Raw genomic sequence first — 3,210 nt, forward strand, 5'->3', positions numbered from 1 at the left:
AGCAACTGTGTTCCAGAGCGCGTCGGGTCAGGCAGCGGCAGCGTTGCAGGCGGCAATCAATTTGGCATCCAAACAAGAAGTCAATGCGGGTATCTCGTATGAATTAGATGGTCACACGATTTGGATTCCGTTTGAAAAAGTCACAGCAGACAATATCAGTGAATACTACTAAGATGAAATCATGAGAAAAAGCTCTCGCTTCGGCGGGAGCTTTTTAACGATGCTGGCTTTTGGTGTATAACATGTCCATACCGACCATGACGAGAAAAATCACACTGGCAAAAAAGACAAGATAAAGTGCGTGGCTGCCGTGTGCCCATTGGGCGAGCAGCATGAGCGGCGAGCCGGGAGAGGGCAATTGCAGAAACATGTAGTTGGTGTGAAAACGGGTATTGAACCAATATATCGGCGGGACAACGGCGCATAAAAACAAAACCGGTTTCCAAATAGCGGACAGCCGCGGAACAATCTCGCCGGAAGCGATTTGGAGCGCAAGATAAAAGACGATGAGTCCATGCGCCAAAAAGCTGTGCAGAGAAACAAAGCTCCAAAATGGGTAGCGTGTCCAATCGGGAAAGAGCAGAGCACAGCAGGCACCGGGCAGACACAGCGTATAGAGCACTTGTCCGAGCCAATCGGGCTTCCAGATGCTGTGCAGGACACAAAGATAAACGGCAAGGCCACATAAATGCAGCGGCAGTTCATAAATAGATAATCCGCCGATTCGCCAGTATACAACATACCGGAGCATGTCAAATAAGAAAATGGTCAAACCCAGTACGTGGGAAAACGAGCTGCGTTTGGCATTCGGTTGCCTTTTGTACCAGCGCGCGCCGAAAACACAGCACACAAAAATACCGGCAAGTGCGCATAGATGCGGTGCGCTGTACAGGGAAAAGCCTGCGGAATCAGGCAGTTGAGTCTCATAGACAAAAAACATGGTGGATGTCTCCATAAAAAAATCCGTCCTGCATCATCGCAGAACGGATTTTTGCTTACTTTTGAAACGGCCAGATTTCCAATCCGAGCTTCTTGCGTGTGCGGCGATATACAAAGTATATCCAAAGCGTCGGAATATTAGTCACGACAAAAGAGAAAATTGCCGTGAGGATCATCGCCATGACACCATAGCCCTGTCCCTGCATGGTTTCTACCAGAGAGGGAATCGACTTGATGATAGAAAACAGAGATAAAACGAGAAATGCCGCAGGCATACCCAGACCGGCATATTTAGAAGGACGCTTGGCGAACATGCGCTCAAAATACCAAAGACCAAGCGCAATAACCGCTAAGATGATGATGCTGACAATCAGCGCGGACATAATAGTCAAAACGGAAGACCTCCTATTATTCCGAAAGCTCCAGCATCTTCAAGATAATGGAAGCGGACGTGTGAGCGGCTTCATCGATAAAGTTGTCATAAGAAGTATCCGCAGCGTCATCGGCAGCATCCGACATGGTGCGGATGACCAGATACGGCTTGCGGTACATATAGGCCGCGTGACCAATGGCAGCACCTTCCATTTCGACACAAGCCGGTGCGTAGCGCTCATTGATGGACTGCTTGACAGCGGCATCATTGACAAACACATCGCCGGAAACGATACGGCCGTGACGCCAGCGGCCTTCCATTTCCGGAAGAGCCTGACAAGCTCTCTCGCACAGAGAAGAGAGAGAGGAATCAGCGGGGAAGAATGCACGCTTCGGATAATACTTGAGCATGACTTCGTCCTGATCGTGGAAACCAACTTCACTGCTGATGACAACGTCGAGAATTTTCAGACCGTGTGCCATAGCACCGGCAATGCCGACATTGATGATGCAGTCTGCCTCGAACTGATTCATCACCGCAGCGGCGCAGACAGCAGCGTTTACTTTGCCGACACCACAGCAGACGAGAACGATTTGCTCGCGGCCGACAGTTCCTTCATAAAATACGGTTCCGAACATCGGTGTTTCGGAGGTGATGGTCATCTTATTGCGAATCAGAGCGACTTCTGCGTCCAATGCGCCGAGAATACCCCATTTCATAGTAATAATTTCCTTTCTGATTGAAAAATTCATGTATCTCTATTATAAAAAGCGGACTTGCATTCGTCAATGCAAATTCGTATAATGGGAGCAGGAAAACATTGCACAGAAAAGGAGCACACAATATATGAAGCGCATTGCAAGTTTTTGCATCAATCATGATACTCTGACCGAGGGCATGTACACCTCTCGCGTAGATGGAGATGTTGTCACCTATGATATTCGCATGGTAAAACCGAATCATGGCATTTATTTGGATCCACCGGCTGCACATACGTTTGAACACCTGTTTGCTACCTATGTAAGAAACACCAAGTACAGCGATGAAGTGGTCTATGTCGGTCCGATGGGATGCCGCACGGGATTTTATTTCCTTGTCCGTGAGACAATGGGACAGGAGACTGCCATTCAGCTGGTCAAAGAGACGATGCAGTTTGTCTGTGAGTTTGAGGGAATCATTCCGGGGTCTGCAAAAGAAGAATGCGGCAATTATCTGTCTCATGATCTGGAAGGTGCTAAGCGCATTGCAGAAAAGATGAGAGAAGTACTGAAGGACTGGACACCGGAACAGCTGACATACCCAGAATAAGTAGATGGAAATTTTTTGAGAAAATTTCAAAGAAACTGTTGACAACCGTCGAGAAAAATGATATTCTATTCAGGCACTCGACAAGAGCGCGAACGTCAAATGAATGAAAAGCAATGATCGGAAGAAAAAAGTGCTTGACAGGATGACGAAAACGTGCTAAACTAAACGGGTTGCAGCCGAGAAATCGGTTGAAACACATCGAAATACGTTTGAAAAAAGAAATGAAAAAAGTTCTTGACAAACCGCTGAATACGATGTATAATAAAAAAGCTGTTCGGTTGAACGGCGAAAAACATTGTACCTTGTAAATTAAACAACGTAACTTGAACGAATTACAAACCTGAAATTCTTTTGAAGTTTATACTCAGAAAGAGAACCGGGTGCTGTAAAACCGGTATAAAAATAACAGCAAGCCAGCATATAGCTGAATTTTTGATTATAACGAGCTTTGCTCGTAATAATACAATTTTTAGAGAGTTTGATCCTGGCTCAGGATGAACGCTGGCGGCGTGCCTAACACATGCAAGTCGAACGGAGCACTGAGACTTCGGTTTTTGTGCTTAGTGGCGGACGGGTGAGTAACGCGTGAG

The 3,210-nt window shown here is 46.7% G+C and carries 4 protein-coding genes and 1 rRNA gene; 2 read left to right on the forward strand and 3 right to left on the reverse strand.

Features of this window, described 5'->3' with window-relative positions; genetic code table 11:
* Nucleotides 1-214 precede the first annotated feature (214 nt).
* Genes ACR0P9_RS09745 through ACR0P9_RS09755 form a run of 3 tightly spaced genes read right to left on the reverse strand, consistent with a single transcriptional unit; the run spans nt 215 to nt 2,031 of the window.
* On the reverse strand, nt 215-955 hold the full coding sequence (locus ACR0P9_RS09745) for a TMEM164-related integral membrane acyltransferase (RefSeq protein WP_432619646.1): 741 nt from the start codon (nt 953-955) through the stop codon (nt 215-217).
* Nucleotides 956-995: 40 nt separating this feature from the next.
* Entirely contained in the window at nt 996-1,331 is a 336-nt protein-coding gene (locus tag ACR0P9_RS09750) for a hypothetical protein (protein WP_432619648.1), read from the reverse strand.
* A 16-nt stretch (nt 1,332-1,347) separates the two neighbouring features.
* The gene (locus ACR0P9_RS09755; RefSeq protein WP_432619650.1) at nt 1,348-2,031 is read right to left on the reverse strand and encodes a 5'-methylthioadenosine/adenosylhomocysteine nucleosidase; all 684 of its coding nucleotides are present in this window, start codon (nt 2,029-2,031) and stop codon (nt 1,348-1,350) included.
* 127 nt (nt 2,032-2,158) lie between these two features.
* Here ACR0P9_RS09755 and ACR0P9_RS09760 point away from each other — a divergent pair, with 127 nt between their 5' ends.
* Together ACR0P9_RS09760 and ACR0P9_RS09765 are read left to right on the forward strand one after the other, a co-directional pair.
* The gene (locus ACR0P9_RS09760) at nt 2,159-2,620 is read left to right on the forward strand and encodes an S-ribosylhomocysteine lyase (RefSeq protein WP_432619652.1); all 462 of its coding nucleotides are present in this window, start codon (nt 2,159-2,161) and stop codon (nt 2,618-2,620) included.
* A 466-nt stretch (nt 2,621-3,086) separates the two neighbouring features.
* Nucleotides 3,087-3,210: ribosomal RNA gene (locus ACR0P9_RS09765) — 16S ribosomal RNA — on the forward strand; the annotation flags it as partial.

Origin of the sequence: Butyricicoccus sp. (assembly GCF_050872565.1) — a bacterium.
Lineage (GTDB): Bacteria > Bacillota > Clostridia > Oscillospirales > Butyricicoccaceae > Butyricicoccus_A.